Below are 17,713 nucleotides of genomic sequence, written 5' to 3' on the forward strand. Positions count from 1 at the left end.
TGCGCGTGCGGTGGGCCGGCCCCGGACCACGTGCGACGATGAGCCCATGGCCGACGACACGGTGGTGGTGTGGGACGAGGCCCTGCTCGGGTACGACATGGGCGACCATCCCCTGGACCCGGTGCGGGTCGAGTTGACCATGGCGCTCGCCCGCGAGCTGGGGGTGCTGGACCGGCCCGGGGTCCGGCTCGTGAAGCCGGAACCGGCCGACGACGTGCTGCTCACCCGGGTGCACGACCCGCGCTACCTGGAGGCCGTGCGGGCCGCGCCCCGCGACCCGCTCTTCGCCGGCTTCGGTCTCGGCACCTCGGACAACCCCGTCTTCGACGGCATGCACGAGTCGAGCGCGCTGATCGCCGGGGCGAGCGTGGCCGCGGCCGAGGCGGTCTGGCGCGGCGAGGCCCGGCGGGCGGTCAACGTGGCCGGCGGGCTGCACCACGCCATGCCGGCCCAGGCCTCCGGCTTCTGCGTCTACAACGACCCGGCGGTGGCCATCGCCCGCCTGCTCGACCTGGGCGCGGAGCGCATCGCGTACGTGGACGTGGACGTGCACCACGGCGACGGGGTGCAGGAGATCTTCTACCGGGACCCGCGGGTGCTCACGGTCAGCCTGCACGAGACCCCGCTCGCGCTCTTCCCCGGCACCGGGTTCCCCGACGAGACCGGCGGCCCGGGCGCGGAGGGGTCGGCGGTCAACCTGCCGCTGCCGCCGGGCGCCGGCGACCCGGGCTGGCAGCGCGCGTTCCACGCCGTCGTGCCGTCGGTGCTGCGGGCGTTCCGGCCGCAGGTGCTGGTCACCCAGTGCGGGGCGGACGGGCACCGGCTGGACCCCCTGGCCGACCTGCACCTCTCCGTCGACGGGCAGCGGGCCACCTACCTGGCGCTGCGCGCGCTCGCCGACGAGCTCTGCGACGGCCGCTGGGTGGCCTTCGGCGGCGGCGGGTACGCGCTGGTCGAGGTGGTGCCGCGGGCCTGGACGCACCTGCTCGCGGTGGCCACCGGGGAGCCGCTCGACCCGGCCACCCTCACCCCGCCGGGCTGGCGGGAGCTGGCGGCGCGACGGCGGCCCGGGCACGAGATCCCGCTGCGGATGACCGACGACGTCGACCCGTCGTACCAGCCGTGGCAGCCGAGCGGCGAGCCGACCGCGGTGGACCGCGCGATCACGGCGACCCGCAAGGCGGTCTTCCCGCTGCACGGGCTCGACCCGCACGATCCCCGCGACTGACCGGTGACCACCGTCGAGCAACCGGTGGACGTGCTGCTGAGCGACGGCACGACCGTCCAGCTGCGGCAGATCCGCCCGGACGACGCCGCGGCCGTCGTGGCCATGCACTCGCGCTTCTCCGAGCGCACCCGCTACCTGCGCTACTTCTCGCCGTACCCGCGCATCCCGGAGCGGGACCTGCAGCGGTTCGTCACCGTCGACCACCGCGACCGGGAGGCGTTCGTGGTGCTGGCCGGCGACCGGATCGTCGCCGTGGGCCGGTACGAGCGGCTCGGCCCCGGCTCCCCGGAGGCCGAGGTGGCCTTCGTGGTGGAGGACGCGTACCAGGGCCGGGGCATCGGGTCGGTGCTGCTGGAGCACCTGGCCGACGCGGCCCGGCGCTGGGGCATCGTGCACTTCGTCGCCGAGGTGCTGCCGGCCAACGGGACGATGCTGCGGGTCTTCTCCGACTTCGGCTACCAGGTCCAGCGCCAGTACGCCGACGGCGTGGTGCACCTGGACTTCCCGATCGCCCCCACCGAGGCGACGCTGGAGGTGCAGCGCGGCCGGGAGCACCGCACCGAGGCCCGCTCGATCGCCCGGCTGCTCGCCCCGCGCGGCATCGCCGTCTACGGCGCCAGCACCACCGGCCAGGGCGTCGGCGCGGCCCTCCTGGGGCACCTGCGCGACGGCGGGTTCACCGGGGCGATCGTCCCCGTGCACCCGACCGCGGCGACCGTGGCCGGGCTGCCCGCGTACCCGTCGGCGGTCGACGCCGGCGCGGACGTGGACCTGGCCGTGGTGGCCGTCGCCCCGGAGGCGGTGACCGAGGTGGTCGCCGACGCCGCGCGGGCCGGCGCGCACGGGCTGGTGGTGATCTCCGCCGGGTTCGCCGAGTCCGGCCCGGCGGGGGCGGCGGCCCAGCGCGCCCTGGTCCGCGCCGCCCACCTGGCCGGCATGCGCGTGGTCGGCCCGAACTGCCTGGGCGTCGCCAACACCGACCGTGCGGTACGCCTCAACGCCACCCTCGCCCCGGTGCTGCCGGCCCCCGGCCGGGTCGGCGTGTTCAGCCAGTCCGGCGCGTTCGGGGTGGCCCTGCTCGCCGAGGCGTCCCGGCGCGGCCTCGGCCTGTCCAGCTTCGTCTCGGCGGGCAACCGGGCCGACGTCTCCGGCAACGACCTGCTCCAGTACTGGCAGGACGATCCGGGCACCGACGTCATCACGCTCTACCTGGAGACGTTCGGCAACCCGCGCAAGTTCGCCCGGTTGGCCCGGCGGATCGGCCGGAGCAAGCCCGTCGTGGCGCTCGCCTCGCTGGCCCGCCCGCCGGGGGTCGGCGACGCGCCGGCCCTGGACGCCGCCGCGGTGAGCGCGCTGTTCGCCCAGTCCGGGGTGATCCGGGTGGACACCGTCGCCGAACTGCTCGACGTCGGTGTGCTCCTGGCCCACCAGCCGCTGCCGGCCGGCCGCCGGGTGGCTGTGGTCGGCAACTCCTCGGCGCTGACCGGGCTGGCCGCCACGGCCTGCGCCGCCCAGGGCCTCACCGTGGCCGACGGCTACCCGGACGACGTGGGCCCCCGGGCCACCGCCGCCCAGTACGCCGCCGCGCTCGCCGCGTCCGCCGCCGACGAGCGGGTGGACGCCGTCGTGGCGGTGTTCGCCCCGCCGCTGCCCGGCCAGCTCACCGACCCGGAGGCCGACTTCACCACCGCCCTGCCCGACGCGCGGACCACCGGCAAGCCCGTGGTGGCCACCTTCCTCGCCGGCCGGGTGCCCGCCGGGGTGCCCGCGTACCCGAGTGTGGAGGAGGCCGTCCGGGCCCTGGCCCGGGTCACCACGTACGCGGACTGGCTGCGCCGCCCGCCCGGCATGGTGCCCGAACTGGACCGGGTGGACCGGGCGGCCGGTCAGGCCGCGCTGCGCCCGGACGGCGCCGACCCGGCGGCGCTGCTGGGGGCGTACGGGATCGACGTGGTCGAGTCGGCGCCGGCGCAGTCGGCCGGGGAGGCGGTGGCGGCGGCGGAACGGCTCGGCTGGCCCGTCGCGCTCAAGGCGGCCGCCCCCGGGCTGCGGCACCGTCTCGACCTGGGTGCGGTCCGGCTCGACCTGCCCGACGCCGCCGCGCTGCGCCGCGCCTACGCCGACATGGCTGCGGTCTTCGGCGCGGACGTGCTGGTCCAGCCGATGGTCCCGCCGGGGGTGGCCTGCGTGGTGGAGCTGGTGGAGGATCCGGCGTTCGGGCCGGTGGTCGGTTTCGGCCTGGGCGGCGTGGCCACCGAGCTGCTCGGCGACCGGGCGTGGCGGGCGGTGCCGCTCACCGACCGGGACGCTGCCGAGCTGGTCGACGAACCGCGGGCCGCGCCGCTGCTGCGCGGCCACCGGGGCGCCGCGCCGGTGGACCGGGCCGCCCTGGTCGACCTGCTGCTGCGGGTGGGGCGGCTCGCCGACGAGCAGCCCCGGGTCCGGTCGCTCACCCTGAACCCGGTGCTGGCCCGGCCGGACGGCATCTCGGTGCTGCACGCCACCGTCCGCACCGGCGCCGAGGCGCCCCGCCCGGACACCGGCCCGCGCCGGCTGTGAAGCTCAGCCCCGGCTGGAGATCTGCTGCACCGCCCAGGCGTTGCCGTCCGGGTCGGTGAGGAAGACGAAGCCCACGTTGTCCAGCGGGTGCGGGGCCGGGCGCGGGTTCTGCCCGATCACCTGGATCTCGCTGACCTCGACGCCCCGCTCGACCAGCTCCGCGCGGGCCTTCTCCAGGTCGGGCACGACCAGTTGCAGCCCCTTGAGCGAGCCCGGCGGCATCTCGGGCACGACGCCCCGGCCGAGGACGATCGAGCACCCTGAGCCCGGGGGCGTGAGTTGGACGATTCGCCCGACGCCCCCCAGGTCGGTGTCGTGGTCGACGGCGAAGCCGAGCCGCTCGGCGTAGAACTCCTTGGCCCGGTCCACGTCGGAGACCGGCACCACCACCACTTCCAGTGTCCAGTTCATCGCCCCAGGGTGACGGCCGCCGGCCGCCGGTTCAAGCGCGACAGGCCCCGGCGCACCGCCGGGGCCTGTCGCGTCGGTCAGGATCAGCAGGCGTACGCCTCCAGCCGGGTGGCCCGCTCCGGGTCGCGCAGCTTCAGCAGCGTCACCTTCTCGATCTGCCGGATCCGCTCCCGGGACAGCCCGAACTCGCGACCCACCTCGTCGAGGGTGCGCTGCCGGCCGTCGTCCAGGCCGAACCGCAGCCGGATGACCGCCTGCTCCCGCTGGGAGAGGGTGGCGAGCACGATGCGGACCTCGTTGCGCAGTTCGCCGTCGCCGGCGGCCTCGCCCGGCTCGGCGTTGGGGTCCACGGCGGCAACGAAGTCGCCCAGCGCGCTCTCGCCGTCCTCGCCGACGGTCTGGTCCAGGCTCACCGGCTCCCGGTCGTACGAGATCAGCTCGATCACCTGGTACTCCGGGATCTCCAGCGCGGTGGCCACCTCGGCGACCGTGGGCTCGCGGCCCAGCGTGACCGACAGCTCGCGGCGGACCCGGACCATCCGGTTGACCTGCTCGACCATGTGCACCGGGATGCGGATGGTGCGGGCCTGGTCGGCCATGGCGCGGGTGATGGCCTGGCGGATCCACCAGGTGGCGTAGGTGGAGAACTTGTAGCCCTTGGTGTAGTCGAACTTCTCGACGGCGCGGATCAGGCCGAGGTTGCCCTCCTGGATGAGGTCGAGGAAGGCCATGCCGCGACCGGTGTAGCGCTTGGCGATGCTCACCACGAGCCTCAGGTTCGCCTCCAGCAGGTGGTCCTTGGCGGCGCGGCCCTCGGCCGCGATCAGCTCCAGGTCGGCGCGCAGCTCGCCGGAGACCGGGGTGCAGGTGGAGAGCTTCTCCTCGGCGAACAGGCCGGCCTCGATCCGCTTGCTCAGCTCGACCTCCTGCGCCGCGGTGAGCAGCTTGGTGCGGCCGATGCCGTTCAGGTACGCCCGGACCAGGTCCGTGGAGACGCCGCGCTCGTCGGTCGCGTCCAGGTCGGTCAGGGTGACGTCCATGTCCTGGTGCTCGATCATCTGCTGAGCCATCTCTGTCTCTCCCCGTGTCCGTCGTGCCGTACCGGTCCGTGCCGTCCGCCGGCGCGGTGGTGCCGGTGAGGAACAGCTTGGCGGGCGGGGCGTGAAACGGGAGTGAGGCGATCGGGGACCCGACAGCAATCCGGGCGGAACAGCGGCTGTGTCTTGCCGGGCCCGGATACCGTGCCAGCGGCCGGCCAGCGAGGTTCGGCGACGCACAGGCGATCGGAGGACGTGGTGGTCTTCAAGCGGCTCATGCAGGCGATGGGTGTGGGTGGACCGTCGGTGGAGACGGTGCTGGCCAACCCGAACTGCCGCCCCGGCGGGCAGGTGGAGGGCCGCATCCAGGTGGTCGGCGGGGACCACCCGGTGGATGTGAGCTACGTCGCGCTCGGCCTGGTCACCCGGGTCGAGGTGGAGAGCGGCGACTCGGAGTACGACACCACGCAGGAGTTCGGCCGCGCCCAGGTGACCGGCGCGTTCCGGCTGGACCCGGGTCAGCGGTACGAGGTGCCGTTCCGTTTCCAGGTGCCCTGGGAGACCCCGCTCACCGACCTGTACGGCCAGCACCTGCACGGGATGACGATGGGGCTGCGGACCGAGCTGGAGGTGGCCCGGGCCGTCGACAAGGGCGACCTGGACGCGGTGGCGGTGCATCCGCTGCCCGCGCAGGAGCGGCTGCTGGAGGCGTTGCTCCGGTTGGGTTTCCGGTTCGCCCGGGCCGACGTCGAGCGCGGCCACCTCTACGGCGTACGGCAGAGCCTGCCGTTCTACCAGGAGATCGAGTTCCACCCGGCGCCGCAGTACGCGCGCGCCATGAACCAGCTCGAACTGACCTTCGTCACCGACCCGCAGCAGGTGCACGTGGTGCTGGAGCTGGACAAGCGCGGCGGCGTGTTCACCGAGGGCCGCGACGCGTTCGGCCGCTTCACGGTCGACCACGCGACGGCGGACCGCACCGACTGGGCCGCCCAGCTCGACGGCTGGCTGCACCAGTCCCTGTCCCGCCGCGGCCTCTTCTTCTGACCGGTCCCTTCCTCGTTGATCAAGAGATTTGCGTCTCGGCAGGGCCGATTCCTGACGCAAACCTCTTGATCCATAGAGCGGGGGTTACAGGTCCAGGAGGAGGGTGCGGGGGCCTACATTGACGCTTTCCACCAGCATGTGGGTGCGGAAGCGGCCGGTCTCTACCTTGGCGCCGCGGGCGCGGAGGGTTTCCACCACGGCGTTCACCAGGGGTTCCGCCACCTCGGCGGGGGCGGCGGCGGTCCAGCTCGGTCTTCTGCCCTTGCGGGCGTCGCCGTAGAGGGTGAACTGGCTGACCACGAGGACGGGGGCGCCGGTGTCGGCGGCGCTGCGCTCGTCGTCCAGGATGCGCAGTTCGTGGATCTTGCGGGCCATGGTGGCGGCCACCTGCGGGGTGTCCGTGTGGGTCACGCCCAGCAGCACCAGCAGGCCCTCGGCGATCTCGCCGACCACCTCCCCGTCGACCGTCACGGCGGCCCGCCCGACGGTCTGCACCACGGCCCGCATCAGTCCGCCACCGGCTCGACGATGCCCCGCTCGACGAGGTGCGCCACGATCGGCCCGGCCGCCTCGGCCAGCTCGTCCGGTGCGACGTCGTGCGCGGCGGCGAGCAGGGCAAGCTGGTCGCGCAGCGGCAGCCGGCCGTCCGCGCCGCCGACCAGGGCGAGCACCAGCGGATCGATCTCCTCGGACCAGCGCAGCCCGCGCGGCATGGCGAGGACCTGGCGGTCCACCGCCCAGCCCTCCTCACCCATGGTGGCCTCCTGGCGCAGCTGGAGCCCGTCGGCGGCCCGGTAGCGGGCGGCGAGGAGGCCGTCGACGCCCCGGGCGCGCAGCCAGTCCTGCCGACCGAACCACTCGTCCACGCGGTCGCCCAGCGGCGGCTCCACCCGCTGCCGCAGGTCCTCCACCCGGACGATCGGCTCGTCGTGGCCGCCCCGGCGCAGCGAGACGATGCCGAACCCGATCGCCTCCACCTTGTGCGCGTCGAACCAGTCCAGCCAGGCCGCCATCCGCTGCGGGTCGGCCGTCTCGCCGACGTCGGTGAGCCACAGGTTGACGTACGCCATCGGGTCGGCCACCTCGCGCTGGATCACCCAGGCGTCCAGCCCGGTGCCGGCGAACCAGCCGGTCACCCGCTCGGCCCAGTCCTCGCCGGTGACGTGCACCCAGTTGGCCAGGTACTGCATCGTCCCGCCCTCGGTGAGCAGGTGCGGGGCGGCGGCGGCCAGCTCGGCGCCGATGGCGTCGCCCACCCGGCCGGAGTCCCGGTAGACGTGCGTGGTGGTGCCCGGCCCCACCACGAACGGCGGGTTGCTGACCACCAGGTCGAACCGGCGGCCGGCCACCGGTTCGACCAGGTCGCCGCGGAGCAGCTCCCAGTCCTGCCCGTTGAGGGCGGCGGTGGTGGCGGCGAAGCGCAGCGCCCGTTCGGAGACGTCGGTGACGGTGATCCGGCGGGCGTGGGTCGACAGGTGCAGGGCCTGGACGCCCGAGCCGGTGCCCAGGTCCAGGGCGGTCTCCACGGGCCCGCGCACGGTCGCGCCGATCAGCGTCTGGGTGGCCCCGCCGATGCCCAGCACGTGCTCGGCGTGCAGCGGGCGGCCGGGGCGGGCGCTGGCCGGCACGTCGGCGAGCACGAACCAGTCGTCCCCGTACGGCTCCAGGTCGACCCCGGCGCGCAGGCCGTCGCCGTGCCGCTCGACCAGGCCCCCGGCCAGCGCCTCCTCGACGGTCAGCGGGGTGAGCGCGGCGGCCACCGCCGGCTCCGGCTCGGTCTGGTCGCAGATGTAGACCCGGATCAGCGTGGCGAGCGGGTCGCGGTCCTCGGTGGCGCGCAGCGCGGCGCGGAAGTCGTTGCGGGCCACGGCGCCGGTGGCCTGCGGGCCGAGCCGGTCGGCGATGCCGTTGGCGGTGAAGCCCGCCCGGGTGAGCGCGGTGCGCAGCGCGTCGACGCCGGCGGGGGAGAGCAGCATGTCGTGACGGTCCACGTCGTCATCCTGCCTCCCCGTGCGGTTCTCCCGGCCGGCACCCGGCAGATCCATACCGCCAGCTCAGGGTATCGGCCGTTATCTCTTTCATGCTCATCGATGTATGGCTACCATCTGCCCCAACATCCGCCGATGGGCGTCCCCGGTGGCCGAGAGCCCGGGCGCGCCCGGTAGGGAGCCAGACGATGTCCGACGTGTCCGTTCCCCGGCGGCGTGCGCTGCGCGCGCTCGCCGTCACGGCCGCCGCCGCGGCCCTCGCCGCCGCCGCCTCCACCCCCGCCCTTGCCGCACCGACCGGCGACGTCCGCTACGCCTCCGCCCCCGACGCCATCAGCGGCAGCTACCTGGTGGTGCTGAAGGGCGACGCGGTCGGCGCCGCGAACAGCCTCGCCGCCCGCACCGCCGTGCCGGACCGGGCCGCCGGCCTGGCCAGGCGCTACGGCGGCAGCGTCGGCACGGTGTGGAGCGCCGCCCTCACCGGCTACAGCGCGACGATGAGCCCCGCGCAGGCCCGCCGGCTGGCCGCCGACCCGGCCGTCGCGTACGTCGAGCAGGACCGGGTCGTCACCACGCAGGCCACCCAGGCCAACCCGCCGTCCTGGGGCCTGGACCGGATCGACCAGCGCAACCTGCCGTTGAACTCCAGCTACACCTACCCGAACACGGCCTCGAACGTCCGGGCGTACATCATCGACACCGGCATCCGGACCACCCACACCGACTTCGGTGGGCGGGCCACCTGGGGCACCAACACGGTCGACAGCAACAACACCGACTGCAACGGCCACGGCACCCACGTCGCCGGCACCGTGGGCGGCACCCGGTACGGCGTGGCCAAGGGCGTCCGCCTCGTCGCGGTCAAGGTGCTCAACTGCTCCGGCAGCGGCAGCACCACCGGCGTGGTGAGCGGCATCAACTGGGTCACCTCGAACGCCGTGAAGCCGGCCGTGGCCAACATGAGCCTCGGCGGCGGCGTCAGCAGCTCGATCGACAACGCGGTGACCAGCTCGGTCAACTCCGGCGTCACGTACGCGGTGGCGGCCGGCAACTCCAGCGCCAACGCCTGCAACTACTCGCCGGCGCGGGCCGCCGCCGCGATCACCGTCGGCTCCACCACCAGCAGCGACGCGCGCTCGTCCTTCTCCAACTACGGCTCCTGCGTGGACATCTTCGCCCCCGGGTCGAGCATCGTCTCCGCGTACCGGACCAGCGACACCGCCAGCAGCACGCTGAGCGGCACCTCGATGGCGTCGCCGCACGTGGCCGGCGCGGCGGCGCTGGTGCTCGGCGCCAACCCGTCGTACACCCCGGCGCAGGTGGCCAGCTACCTGACCACCAACGCCACCACCGGCAAGGTGACCAACCCCGGCTCCGGCTCGCCGAACCGGCTGCTCTTCGTCGTCAACTGACGATCCCGCGGCCGCGCGGCCCGGTGGACCCCACCCCTGTCCACCGGGCCGTGCCGCGCGTGCCGCGGGGAGTCGGCGTGGCGGGCGGCGGCGGCCGGGGCAGGATGGAGGGCATGACGCTCTCGCTGCCCATCGACCCGCAGGCCAACGAGCTGCTGGCACGCAGCCCGCTGGCGCTGCTCCTCGGCATGGTGCTGGACCAGCAGGTGCCGATGGAGAAGGCGTTCTCCTCCCCGTACGTGCTGGCGCAGCGGCTCGGCCACGAGCCCGACGCCCGGGAGCTGGCCGAATACTCCCCGGAGGCCCTGGTCGAGCTGTTCGCCACGCCGCCGGCCCTGCACCGGTTCCCCAAGGCCATGGCGGCCCGGGTGCAGGAGGTCTGCCGGGCCCTGGTCGAGCGCTACGACGGCGACCCGGCCCGGCTCTGGTCAGAGGCGGCCGACGGCACGGACCTGCTGCGCCGGGTCGGCGAGCTGCCCGGTTTCGGCCGGCAGAAGGCGCAGATCTTCGTGGCCCTGCTCGGCAAGCGGTTCGGGATCACCCCGGACGGCTGGCGCGAGGCGGCCGGCGGCTACGGCGACGCGGACGCGTACCGGTCGGTGGCCGACGTGACCGACCCCGAGTCGCTGCGCCGGGTCCGCGAGTACAAGCAGCGGATGAAGGCGGAGGCGAAGGCCGCCAAGGGCTGACGCAACCTGCGCCCACCCTGGCTCGTTGTCATGATCGTCAAGGCGGTGACGGCGGGCGGGTGATGACGGACGAGCGGGGGGCGGAACTCCTGCGCGGCGGCGGGGGCAGTCACCGTGCGACCTTCCTGGAGCTCTTCCTCGACGTCGTCTTCGTCTTCGCCTTCACCCGGGTCTCGCAGCGCCTGATCACCGACGTGGCGGCAGGCGGCGGACGCCTCCCGCTGGAACTGGCGCAGACGCTGTTCCTGCTGCTCGCGCTCTGGATGGTCTGGTCGCTGACCGCCTGGGCCACCAGCCACTACGACCCGGAGCAACCGCCCATCCAGGCGGTGATGATCGGGTCCATGTTCGGCAGCCTGGTGATGGCGGTGTCGGTGCCGGACGCGTACGGCGCGCACGGGTTGAGCTTCGCCGCCGGCTACGTCTCCATCCAGTTGGGCCGCTCGATCTACCTGACGGTGGCACTGCGCCGGCACTTCCAGCGGCACCTGTCCAGCCGGATCCTGGTCTGGTCGGCCGTCTCCGCCGTGTTCTGGCTGGGCGGTGGCCTGGTCGGGGACGACGCACGGCTGCTCTGCTGGGCGGTGGCCCTGATGATCGACTACGTGGGCGTGGTCATCGGATGGCCGGTGCCCCGGCTGGGCCGGGCGCCGGCCACGGCGTGGACGGTGACCGGCGAGCACCTGGCCGAGCGGTACCAGCAGTTCACGATCATCGCGCTCGGCGAGATGATCTTCGTGGCCGGCGTCGGGTTCAGCGGCAGCGACTTCACGCTGCTGCGCTGGATCGCCCTCGTGGACGCCTTCGCCACCACCGTGCTGCTCTGGCGGATCTACTTCCACCGGGCGGGCTCGGTGCTGGCCCAGGCGGTGGCCCGCGCCCGGCAGCCGGCCCGGCTCGGCCAGTCGGCCACCTGGACCCACCTCACGATGATCGCCGGCATCGTCACCACGGCGGTCGGTTACGAGGTGGCCATCTCCGAGCCCGGGGGGCACGCCGACGTGGTCCGGGTGGCGGCCATCGTCGGGGGTCCGGCGCTCTTCGTGGTCGGCCGGGCCCGCTTCGAGTACGAGGTGTTCGGCCGGGTCTCCCCGTCCCGCGTGGTCGGCCTGCTGCTCCTGGTCCTCGGCGTGCCGCTGCTGAGCCGGCTGCCGCTGATCGGCATCGCCGTCGGGGTCACGGCGGTGCTGACCGGGATGGCCGTGGCCGACGCGCTGCGGGCCCGGGGCCGCCCGCCGGAACAGCCCGCCTCGCCAATGTGAGCCGCTGCCCCCGACGTGCAACAGGTGCGGCGGCCCGGTCGTTGGGAGCCCAGGGCGGCGGACGGGGGTGGCACGGTGGAGGAACGCGGTGCCGCGCTGCTGCGCCCGCCGGAGATGTCGGCCTCCCCGTTCGGCCGGACGGGGCCGGAGAGCAGCGGCCCGGAGGCCTGACGCTCAGGCGGCGGTGGGGCGCGACAGCGCGGCCAGGGCCCGGCGCACGTCGGCCAGGGAGACCGTGGCGGACTCGTCGAGGTCGGCCAGGCCGGCCTCGATCCACTGCCGCATGAGCGTGGTCACCCCGATGCCGCGTGCCTCGGCGGCCAACCGGACCCGCTCGTACGTCTCCAGCGGGAGGCGCACCGAGCGGCTGACCATCGGCACGTCGGTGTCGGGGATGGGCAGCTCCGCGGGCTGGGTCTCGTCGATCAGGTCGGCGAGCGCGTCGCCGGCGTCGTGGAACCGCTTGGTCGCCTCGTTACGGTGCATCGTGACCGCCTCCTCGTCGGCGTGACCTCCGCACCGCGTCGTCGTAGCGCTTGGCCTCGACGTCGCTCAGTTCGCGGGCGGAGAGGATGTCCCAGTCGTTGTCGCTGCCGTCGGCCTCGGCCAGCAGCACCGCGAGGCGTCGACCCCGGTGGTCGGTCGCGTAGACCACCATGACGTCGTCCCCGAGGTGCCGGATGACCCGCCGCGTGCTGTGCAGGGCCTCCCAGACTTCCCCGGGCGTGACGTCGTAGACCCGCAGGTTGGCCAACGCCTCGTCGGTGAAGCTGAACCGGTTCCCCACGGACGCAGCGTACCACGCACGTAACACGCGCCGCCCTTGTCACGATTTTCGCCGATCAACCGTCGAGGGTGACAGGATGAGCAGTAATCCCTTGAGGAGGTCCGTGGTGAAGCGTCAGGCGTACCAGCCGATCCTGATCACCGACGCCTCGCGCAGCCAGGACGACCAGCTCACCAGCCGGCAGAAGCGCTACGTGCTGATGATGGGAATCCGGGTCGCGTGCCTGGTGCTCGGTGCGGTCCTGGCCGGCGTCAAGGCACCGCTGCTCTGGCTGTGGCTGCCGCTCTGCGCCCTCGGGATGGTGCTCATCCCCTGGCTGGCGGTGCTGCTGGCCAACGACCGCCCGCCCAAGGAGGAGCACCGGCTGGCCGGGAAGCTCCAGGCCCGCCACCGCGACGAGACCCCGCCCATGTCGCTCACCGCCGAGGAGCGCCCGCACAAGGTCATCGACGCCGAGCCCTGACCGGCCCGGGCGGCAGCCGCCCGGACCGGTCCGCCGTCAGGGCTGGGGCCGCGCGCCGACGGTGGTGACCGCCAGCGCGCCGAGATCGCCGGCCCGGGCCAGCGCCGCGCGCGGGTCCGCGCCGGCCAGCCAGGCGGTGAGCAGGCCGGCGGCGAAGGCGTCGCCCGCCCCGGTCACGTCCACCACGGCCACCCCGGGCGCCGGGGCCGTCTCGACCAGCCCGGTCCGGTCCACCCAGACCGCGCCGGCCGCGCCCCGCTTCACCACCACCCGGTGGGCCACCGAGGTCAGGGCCCGGGCCTGCGCCGCCGGGTCCAGCCCGCCGGCCAGCACGGTCGCCTCGTCCGTGTTGACCAGCAGCAGGTCCACGTCGCGTACCCAGGTCAGGAAGGCCGTGCCGACCCGCCGCAGCGGGGCCGCGGAGGCCGCGTCGACGCTGGTGGTGAGCCCGCGCTCGCGGGCGGCGGCCAGCGCGCGCAGGCCCGCGCCGCGCGACCCCACGTCCAGCAGGGTGTACGCGGACAGGTGCAGGTGCCCGGCGTCGGGCGCCGCCGCGACGGTCCGGTCGACGTGCCCGGTGGTCAGCCGCAGGTTCGCCCCGCGCTGGCTGACCATGGTCCGCTCCCCGTCGTGGGTGAGCACGATCACCGTGCCGGTCGGGTAGCCCTCGTGGCGCTCCACGGCACAGGTCACCCCGACCCGCTCCAGTTCGGCGACCCGCTCGCGGCCCGTCTCGTCGTCGCCGACCGCGGCGACCAGGGTGACGTCCGCCCCCTGGCCGGCGAGCCAGGCCGCGGTGTTGGCCGCCTGGCCGCCGCCGCTGAACCGGATCCCGGCCGCGGTGTCCGAGCCGGTGGCCAGAGGACCGGAGAGCACCGCGAGCACGTCGGTGATGACGTCGCCGACGACGACGATGCGGGGTGCCGGGCTCATGCCGGGGTGTGGCGGGTCGCCGCGGCAACCGCGATCCGCGCCGCCAGGTCGGCGTTGCGCAGGATGATCCGCACGTTCACCGCCAGGCTGGCGCCCTCGGTGGCGGAGTGGAAGTGGGCCAGCAGGAACGGGGTCACCGCCTTGCCGGTCACCCCGTCGCGCGCCAGCATGGCCAGCCCCGTGGCCAGGGTGCGGTCGTGCAGCGCCGGGTCGAGCTGCTCGTCCACCGGCAGCGGGTTCGCCACGATCAGCCCGCCGGAGTGCACGCCCTGCTCCCGGCGGGCGGCCAGCACGTCGGCCGCCTGCTCCGGCGACTCCACCGACCAGTCCAGGTCGAAGCCGGCGTCGGTGAGGTAGAAGCCGGGGAAGCGGCGGGTGCGGTAGCCGACCACGCTCACGCCGAGGGTCTCCAGCCGCTCCAGGGTGGCGCCCACGTCGAGGATCGACTTCACCCCGGCGCAGACCACCGCGATCGGGGTCCGGGCCAGGGTGACCAGGTCGGCGGACTCGTCGAACGTCTGCGCGGCCTCCCGGTGCACCCCGCCCAGGCCACCGGTGGCGAAGACGCCGATCCCGGCCGCCGCGGCCACCGCGCTGGTCGCCGCCACGGTGGTGGCGCCGTCCGCGCCGGTGGCGGCCGCCACGGCCAGGTCGCGCACCGAGAGCTTGCTCACCCCGTCGACCGTGGCGAGCCGGGTGAGCTGGGCGTCGTCCAGCCCCACGATCAGCTCACCGGCGACCATGCCGATGGTGGCCGGAACGGCCCCCGCGTCCCGGACCGCCTGCTCGATCTGACGCGCGACGCGAAGATTGTCCGGTCGGGGCAGGCCGTGCGAGACGATGGTGCTCTCCAGGGCGACGACCGGACGCCCGTCGCGCAGGGCGTCGGCCACCTCGGTGCCGAGACTGATGTGAAAGTTGGTCACTTCGGCTACGGTACGGGCCGCCTCCGGCGCGGGCCCAGGTGGACCGGGCCGGATCGACCTGCAAAACTGGACCGTTGGAGGTGTAGTCGTGAGTACAGAGGTTCTCGAGCGTCCCGAGCTGAAGGACGCCGACACCGGCCCGGAGATGTTCCACTACGTCCGCAAGGAGAAGATCGCGGAGAGTGCCGTCATGGGCACCTACGTGGTGGCGCTCTGCGGCGAGACCTTTCCGGTGACCAAGGCCGCCAAGCCCGGTTCCCCGGTCTGCCCGAAGTGCAAGGAGATCTACGACTCGTACCGCGAGTGATCCGGGGCGGCCGCCCCGGCCGCCCGCGTAACCTGCGGCGGTGACCACCTCCACCGCCCTGCTCTTCGCCGACCTCACCGGCGTGGCGGTCTTCGCGGCCTCCGGCGCCTCCGCGGCGGTGGCCAAGCGGCTCGACCTCTTCGGGGTGATCTTCGTCGGCGTCGTCGCCGCCCTCGGCGGCGGGATCTTCCGCGACCTGGTCATCGACGAGGTGCCCCCGCTCGCCTTCGCCGACTGGCGGTACGCGGTCACCGCGGCGGTCACCGCCGCCGCCATCTTCTGGCTGCATCCCCAGTTCGCCCGGCTGCGCACCACCGTGCTGGTGCTCGACGCGGCCGGTCTCGCCCTGTTCACCGTCACCGGCACGCTCAAGGCGCTCGACGCCCACGTGCCGGCCGTCGGCGCCTGCATGATCGGCATGCTCACGGCGATCGGCGGCGGGCTGGGCCGCGACCTGCTCACCGGCGAGATCCCGGTGGTGCTGCGCCGGGAGATCTACGCCGTGGCCGCGCTGGCCGGGTCGATCGCCGTGGCGCTGCTGTCGGCGTACGACGCGGCGACCGCGGTGCCGCTGACCGTCGCCGCCGTCTTCGTCTTCGCGCTGCGCCTGGTGTCGCTGCGCCGCCGCTGGTCCGCCCCGGTGCCCGCGATGCGACCGCCGCGCACCGGCGCCCGGGGACCGCAGGTCTGAGCCCCGCGCGCCGGGGTGGGCGGATGTGACCAGCGTGGCGTCGAGTGGGGCGGACGGCCCCCGCTGGTTATGCTGAGCCGGCCTTCGCGGCACCGGATGCGCGAGGGCCTTTTCATGGGCGGCCGCACCCGTGGCCCTCGGCCCGGGTCCGCCGTCGTGCGGTCGGAGAGGAGCTACGCGTGGCACCGCGGTTGCCGGCGCTCGACACGTTCCCGCCCCTGCGTGCCTGGCAGCGCAAGGCGATGGTGGAGTACCTGCGCCGCCGCACCGACGACTTCACGGCGGTCGCCACGCCCGGCGCCGGCAAGACCACGTTCGCCCTGCGGATCGCCGCCGAGCTGCTGAACGACGGCACCGTCGAGGCGGTCACCGTGGTCGCGCCGACCGAGCACCTGAAGACCCAGTGGGCCGAGTCCGCCGCCCGGGTCGGCATCCAGCTCGACGCCGCCTTCCGCAACGCCGACCTGCACTCCGCGGCCGACTTCCACGGCGCGGTCGTCACGTACGCCCAGGTCGGCATGGCGCCGCAGGTGCACCGGCGGCGCACCATGACGCGGCGCACCCTGGTGATCCTCGACGAGATCCACCACGCCGGCGATTCACGCACCTGGGGCGACGGCGTCAAGGCGGCCTTCGAGCCCGCGGTACGGCGGCTGATGCTCACCGGCACGCCGTTCCGCTCCGACGACAACCCGATCCCGTTCGTCAGCTACGAGCGGGGCGGGGACGGGCTGCTCCGCTCCCGCGCCGACTCGGTCTACGGCTACTCCGACGCGCTGCGCGAGGGCGTGGTCCGGCCGGTGCTCTTCCTGGCGTACTCGGGGGAGACCCGGTGGCGCACCAACGCGGGGGAGGAGCTGGCCGCCCGGCTGGGCGAGCCGATGACCCAGGACCTCATCGCGCAGGCCTGGCGGACCGCGCTGGACCCGGCCGGCGACTGGATGCCGCAGGTGCTGCGTGCCGCCGACGCCCGGCTGACCGTGCTGCGCAGCAACGGCATGCCCGACGCCGGCGGTCTGGTGATCGCCAGCGACCAGCAGGTGGCCCGCTCGTACGCCAAGCTGCTGGAGCAGGTGACCGGTGAGAAGGCCGCCGTGGTGCTCTCCGACGACCAGGGCGCCTCCGCGCGGATCGCGACGTTCGCGGCCTCCCAACAGCGCTGGCTCGTCGCGGTGCGGATGGTGTCCGAGGGCGTCGACATCCCCCGGCTGGCCGTCGGCGTCTACGCGACCAGCGCCAGCACCCCGCTCTACTTCGCGCAGGCCATCGGCCGGTTCGTCCGGGCCCGCCGCCCCGGCGAGACCGCCTCGGTCTTCCTGCCCAGCGTGCCGCACCTGCTCGGCCTGGCCAGCGAGATGGAGGCCGAGCGGGACCATGTGCTCGGCAAGCCGAAGGACTCCGACGGCCTCGACGACGACCTGCTGGAGCGTGCCCAGCGGGACGACCAGGCCAGCGGCGAGCTGGAGAAGCGGTTCGCCGCGCTTTCCGCGACCGCCGAGCTGGACCAGGTGATCTTCGACGGGGCCTCGTTCGGCACGGCCGCCCAGGCGGGCACCCCGGAGGAGGAGGAATACCTCGGCCTGCCCGGGCTGCTCACCGCCGACCAGGTCTCCATGCTGCTCACCAAGCGGCAGGCCGAGCAGCTTGCCGCGCAGCGGCGCCGGGCCACCCAGCGGGCCGCTGAGCCGGCCGCTGCGGCCCCGCCGGCGGCCCCGCCACCGATGAGTGCCGCCCAGCGCCGGGTGGCCCTACGGCGGCAGCTGAACGCCCTGGTGGCCGCCCGCCACCACCGCACCGGCCAGCCCCACGGCAAGATCCACGCCGAACTCCGCCGCCTCTGCGGCGGCCCGCCCAGCGCCCAGGCAACGATCGAGCAGCTCGAAGAACGCATCGCCACGGTCCAGACCCTCTGACCGGTCTGGCCCCCGGCCGGACGGTTGGGGTGGGTGCGCAAAAGCCGGCCGGAGGTCCCC

Annotated in this window: 18 protein-coding genes; 10 read left to right on the forward strand and 8 right to left on the reverse strand. The window is 74.3% G+C overall.

Going from position 1 to position 17,713, the window contains the following annotated elements:
- Positions 1 to 46 precede the first annotated feature (46 nt).
- Both ABZS80_RS12190 and ABZS80_RS12195 read left to right on the forward strand, forming a co-directional pair.
- Positions 47 to 1,228 (forward strand): acetoin utilization protein AcuC, encoded by a 1,182-nt coding sequence (locus tag ABZS80_RS12190; protein WP_355055763.1) that lies wholly within the window; start codon positions 47 to 49, stop codon positions 1,226 to 1,228.
- A gap of 3 nt (positions 1,229 to 1,231) precedes the next feature.
- Positions 1,232 to 3,787 carry a GNAT family N-acetyltransferase gene (locus tag ABZS80_RS12195; protein WP_355055764.1) on the forward strand — a complete coding sequence of 852 codons (2,556 nt, stop codon included), beginning with the start codon at positions 1,232 to 1,234 and terminating at the stop codon, positions 3,785 to 3,787.
- Positions 3,788 to 3,790: 3 nt separating this feature from the next.
- Here ABZS80_RS12195 and ABZS80_RS12200 read toward each other — a convergent pair whose 3' ends face one another.
- Entirely contained in the window at positions 3,791 to 4,198 is a 408-nt protein-coding gene (locus ABZS80_RS12200; protein WP_355055765.1) for a VOC family protein, read from the reverse strand.
- 83 nt (positions 4,199 to 4,281) lie between these two features.
- Positions 4,282 to 5,268, reverse strand: a complete 987-nt coding sequence (gene sigB / locus ABZS80_RS12205) for an RNA polymerase sigma factor SigB (RefSeq protein ID WP_355055766.1) — start codon at positions 5,266 to 5,268, stop codon at positions 4,282 to 4,284.
- 225 nt (positions 5,269 to 5,493) lie between these two features.
- Here sigB and ABZS80_RS12210 point away from each other — a divergent pair, with 225 nt between their 5' ends.
- A complete protein-coding gene (locus ABZS80_RS12210; protein ID WP_355056028.1) occupies positions 5,494 to 6,282 on the forward strand; it encodes a sporulation protein in 789 nt (262 codons plus the stop codon).
- Positions 6,283 to 6,366: 84 nt separating this feature from the next.
- On the opposite strand, the gene dtd is transcribed toward ABZS80_RS12210, so the two are convergent.
- Together dtd and ABZS80_RS12220 are read right to left on the reverse strand one after the other, a co-directional pair.
- Positions 6,367 to 6,789 carry a D-aminoacyl-tRNA deacylase gene (gene dtd, locus ABZS80_RS12215; protein ID WP_355055767.1) on the reverse strand — a complete coding sequence of 141 codons (423 nt, stop codon included), beginning with the start codon at positions 6,787 to 6,789 and terminating at the stop codon, positions 6,367 to 6,369.
- Complete coding sequence (locus ABZS80_RS12220) at positions 6,789 to 8,273, reverse strand: methyltransferase (protein ID WP_355055768.1); 1,485 nt, start codon at positions 8,271 to 8,273, stop codon at positions 6,789 to 6,791. The genes dtd and ABZS80_RS12220 overlap by 1 nt, the downstream gene beginning before the upstream one ends.
- Before the next feature lie 185 nt (positions 8,274 to 8,458).
- Between ABZS80_RS12220 and ABZS80_RS12225 the strand changes: the two genes are divergently transcribed.
- The 3 genes from ABZS80_RS12225 to ABZS80_RS12235 all read left to right on the forward strand — a co-directional run bounded on the left by ABZS80_RS12225 (position 8,459) and on the right by ABZS80_RS12235 (position 11,633).
- A complete protein-coding gene (locus tag ABZS80_RS12225) occupies positions 8,459 to 9,682 on the forward strand; it encodes a S8 family peptidase (RefSeq protein WP_355055769.1) in 1,224 nt (407 codons plus the stop codon).
- 104 nt (positions 9,683 to 9,786) lie between these two features.
- A complete protein-coding gene (locus ABZS80_RS12230) occupies positions 9,787 to 10,371 on the forward strand; it encodes an HhH-GPD-type base excision DNA repair protein (protein ID WP_355056029.1) in 585 nt (194 codons plus the stop codon).
- Between the two features lie 62 nt (positions 10,372 to 10,433).
- A complete protein-coding gene (locus ABZS80_RS12235) occupies positions 10,434 to 11,633 on the forward strand; it encodes a low temperature requirement protein A (RefSeq protein ID WP_355055770.1) in 1,200 nt (399 codons plus the stop codon).
- A 174-nt stretch (positions 11,634 to 11,807) separates the two neighbouring features.
- Here ABZS80_RS12235 and ABZS80_RS12240 read toward each other — a convergent pair whose 3' ends face one another.
- The gene (locus ABZS80_RS12240; RefSeq protein WP_355055771.1) at positions 11,808 to 12,119 is read right to left on the reverse strand and encodes a hypothetical protein; all 312 of its coding nucleotides are present in this window, start codon (positions 12,117 to 12,119) and stop codon (positions 11,808 to 11,810) included.
- A complete protein-coding gene (locus tag ABZS80_RS12245; RefSeq protein WP_212837393.1) occupies positions 12,109 to 12,420 on the reverse strand; it encodes a hypothetical protein in 312 nt (103 codons plus the stop codon). Before ABZS80_RS12245 ends, ABZS80_RS12240 begins: the two co-directional genes overlap by 11 nt.
- 106 nt (positions 12,421 to 12,526) lie before the next feature.
- On the opposite strand from ABZS80_RS12245, the gene ABZS80_RS12250 reads away from it, so the two are divergent.
- Entirely contained in the window at positions 12,527 to 12,883 is a 357-nt protein-coding gene (locus ABZS80_RS12250) for a DUF3099 domain-containing protein (protein WP_355056030.1), read from the forward strand.
- Positions 12,884 to 12,919: 36 nt separating this feature from the next.
- Here the strand turns inward: ABZS80_RS12250 and ABZS80_RS12255 are convergent, their stop codons facing one another.
- Together ABZS80_RS12255 and ABZS80_RS12260 are read right to left on the reverse strand one after the other, a co-directional pair.
- The gene (locus tag ABZS80_RS12255; RefSeq protein WP_151461378.1) at positions 12,920 to 13,816 is read right to left on the reverse strand and encodes a sugar kinase; all 897 of its coding nucleotides are present in this window, start codon (positions 13,814 to 13,816) and stop codon (positions 12,920 to 12,922) included.
- Positions 13,813 to 14,742 carry a pseudouridine-5'-phosphate glycosidase gene (locus ABZS80_RS12260; protein WP_355055772.1) on the reverse strand — a complete coding sequence of 310 codons (930 nt, stop codon included), beginning with the start codon at positions 14,740 to 14,742 and terminating at the stop codon, positions 13,813 to 13,815. The genes ABZS80_RS12255 and ABZS80_RS12260 overlap by 4 nt, the downstream gene beginning before the upstream one ends.
- Positions 14,743 to 14,830: 88 nt before the next feature.
- Here ABZS80_RS12260 and ABZS80_RS12265 point away from each other — a divergent pair, with 88 nt between their 5' ends.
- From ABZS80_RS12265 to ABZS80_RS12275, 3 genes are all read left to right on the forward strand, one after another.
- Complete coding sequence (locus ABZS80_RS12265) at positions 14,831 to 15,049, forward strand: DUF3039 domain-containing protein (protein ID WP_088946800.1); 219 nt, start codon at positions 14,831 to 14,833, stop codon at positions 15,047 to 15,049.
- Positions 15,050 to 15,089: 40 nt separating this feature from the next.
- Complete coding sequence (locus ABZS80_RS12270; RefSeq protein WP_355055773.1) at positions 15,090 to 15,740, forward strand: trimeric intracellular cation channel family protein; 651 nt, start codon at positions 15,090 to 15,092, stop codon at positions 15,738 to 15,740.
- Between the two features lie 179 nt (positions 15,741 to 15,919).
- The gene (locus ABZS80_RS12275) at positions 15,920 to 17,653 is read left to right on the forward strand and encodes a DEAD/DEAH box helicase (protein ID WP_355055774.1); all 1,734 of its coding nucleotides are present in this window, start codon (positions 15,920 to 15,922) and stop codon (positions 17,651 to 17,653) included.
- The last annotated feature ends 60 nt before the right edge of the window (positions 17,654 to 17,713 follow it).

The organism is Micromonospora sp. NPDC005305 (assembly GCF_040607315.1).
Taxonomy (GTDB): domain Bacteria; phylum Actinomycetota; class Actinomycetes; order Mycobacteriales; family Micromonosporaceae; genus Micromonospora.

Bases quoted from the DNA above. Each gene is read 5' to 3' on its own strand.
- ABZS80_RS12190 (WP_355055763.1), top strand. From the start codon at position 47: ATGGCCGACGACACGGTGGTGGTGTGGGACGAGGCCCTGCTCGGGTAC.
- ABZS80_RS12200 (WP_355055765.1), bottom strand. From the start codon at position 4,198: ATGAACTGGACACTGGAAGTGGTGGTGGTGCCGGTCTCCGACGTGGAC.
- sigB (WP_355055766.1), bottom strand. From the start codon at position 5,268: ATGGCTCAGCAGATGATCGAGCACCAGGACATGGACGTCACCCTGACC.
- dtd (WP_355055767.1), bottom strand. From the start codon at position 6,789: ATGCGGGCCGTGGTGCAGACCGTCGGGCGGGCCGCCGTGACGGTCGAC.
- ABZS80_RS12225 (WP_355055769.1), top strand. From the start codon at position 8,459: ATGTCCGACGTGTCCGTTCCCCGGCGGCGTGCGCTGCGCGCGCTCGCC.
- ABZS80_RS12230 (WP_355056029.1), top strand. From the start codon at position 9,787: ATGGAGGGCATGACGCTCTCGCTGCCCATCGACCCGCAGGCCAACGAG.
- ABZS80_RS12235 (WP_355055770.1), top strand. From the start codon at position 10,434: ATGACGGACGAGCGGGGGGCGGAACTCCTGCGCGGCGGCGGGGGCAGT.
- ABZS80_RS12240 (WP_355055771.1), bottom strand. From the start codon at position 12,119: ATGCACCGTAACGAGGCGACCAAGCGGTTCCACGACGCCGGCGACGCG.
- ABZS80_RS12255 (WP_151461378.1), bottom strand. From the start codon at position 13,816: ATGAGCCCGGCACCCCGCATCGTCGTCGTCGGCGACGTCATCACCGAC.